The organism is Brevundimonas sp., from assembly GCF_031082345.1.
Lineage (GTDB): Bacteria > Pseudomonadota > Alphaproteobacteria > Caulobacterales > Caulobacteraceae > Brevundimonas.
In genome coordinates, this window is the sequence record NZ_JAVHLH010000091.1 from 1 (window position 1) to 1682 (window position 1682).

At 65.0% G+C, this 1682-nt stretch carries 2 protein-coding genes; one reads left to right on the plus strand and one right to left on the minus strand.

From position 1 onward, the window contains the following. Positions 1-447 (minus strand): response regulator (locus RDU12_RS07705; protein ID WP_300289641.1); only part of this gene is annotated, 447 nt, incomplete at its 3' end. 275 nt (positions 448-722) lie between these two features. On the opposite strand from RDU12_RS07705, the gene RDU12_RS07710 reads away from it, so the two are divergent. Continuing rightward, entirely contained in the window at positions 723-1568 is an 846-nt protein-coding gene (locus RDU12_RS07710) for a BLUF domain-containing protein (protein ID WP_300289642.1), read from the plus strand. The last annotated feature ends 114 nt before the right edge of the window (positions 1569-1682 follow it).

Sequence of the window (1682 nt, forward strand, 5' to 3'; positions counted from 1 at the left end):
CCGCGCCGGCGGCGTGGGTCGCCGGGTCGCCAGCGCCCGGATCTTGGCGGCCAGTTCCTGGCGGAATTCCTCGGCGGCGCCGAGGCCGGTCTCGGGCTTGGCGACATAGTCGCTGGCGCCGAGATGGAGCGCCTTCATGCTGATTTCGGCGTTGCGGCGGGTCAGGGTCGAGGCCATGACGACCCGGACCGCGGGGTAGCGGGCGACGATCTCGCCAAGCGCGGTCAGGCCGTCCATCACCGGCATTTCGATGTCGAGGACGACGACGTCGACTTCGCGGCGCGCCAGTTCCGCGAGGGCCATTTCGCCGTTGGCGGCGGTCGCGACGACGCCGATGCCGGCCTCGGCGTTCAACTGGCGCGAGATCAGCCCCCGGACGACCGCGGAGTCATCCACCACCATGACCCGGATATCCGTGGGTCGAACCGCCAGTTCGTACTGCGTCATGGACCCTCGATCAAAAACAGGCGATTCGTCGCGCCCGGGGGCGTTGGCCTTCAGGCGGTCGCGCCGTTAAAGTCCCCCCGGTCACGAGCATTACCGGCGTCGCCCCAACCATGGGTTTGATATGACGACTGATAGAGAAATTATCTGTAAACAGCGCCTCCAGTTGATAACAAGTGTATGTTAGGTCGAGCTAAAGTAACTCGCCCGAAAACGATAGTATGTCTTCGAGCGGAAGAAATTGTACTTGGGGCGTAATGTCGGCGGAATCCAGTTAGATGCAATCCAGTTTGTCGGCGTTGTCGGGTGAACAGATCAGGGCGGCCCGGGCGCTCGCGCGTATAGATCAGGCGGATCTGGCCAAGCGCTGCGGCCTGAGCCTGGAGACGATCAAGAGGCTGGAACGTATCCGCGGACCCGTGGGGGCCAACAGCCGGACGATCCACGCCCTCTTCGAAGTGTTCTCGTCGATGGGCGTGGCGTTCGACAATTGCGAGGATGGCGGCATGGGCGTCTGCCTCGCGCCGGGCGAAACCTCTCGGCCGTCCGGTGCGACCCGGCGGTCGAATCGGCGATCCGACGAGGCCGGCCTCCATCGACTGATCTACTACAGCACCGCCAGCCGGGATAATCCCACGCCCCTGCACGAATTGCTCGACCAGGTTCAGGTATTCGGGGCTCAGCGAAAGGCGGCCATGGATGTCACGGGAATCCTGTTCGCCCATGGCGGTCGGTTCCTCAGCGTCCTCGAGGGGCCAAGGGACAAGGTCAGGCAGGTCTACGGGGCGATATCGTGTGACCGACGCCATGTCTCCCTGTCGATCATCAGCGACCAGACCGCTCCCGCGCGGCGCTTTCCGGACTGGAGGGTCTGTTGCGGCCAGTTCCCCTCGGACGCGGAGATGGTCGGGGATGAACCGGCGCTGAGGGACGGTTTCCATCCCGAAAGCCTGTCCCCCGCCTCGGCCTTGGGTCTGCTCAGCGTGATGCGGGACCTGACGGAAGCGCCTCCGCGACGGGATCTGCATTCGCGCTGTCCCTGCCCGCTGGCGGGTGGCTGTCTCGACAGGGCCTGCGCCAGCGGCGCGGCTACGCCCTGTCGGCAGGACGCCGTGACCGCATAGCTGCGACAATCCGTCACACCCAATTCAGATTGGACCCAAGGTGCAAAATGGCGCCCCTGGGAGGAGTCCGTTTCGCCTCGGGGTTGCAGAAATGGCGCGCGCACGGATCGGGCC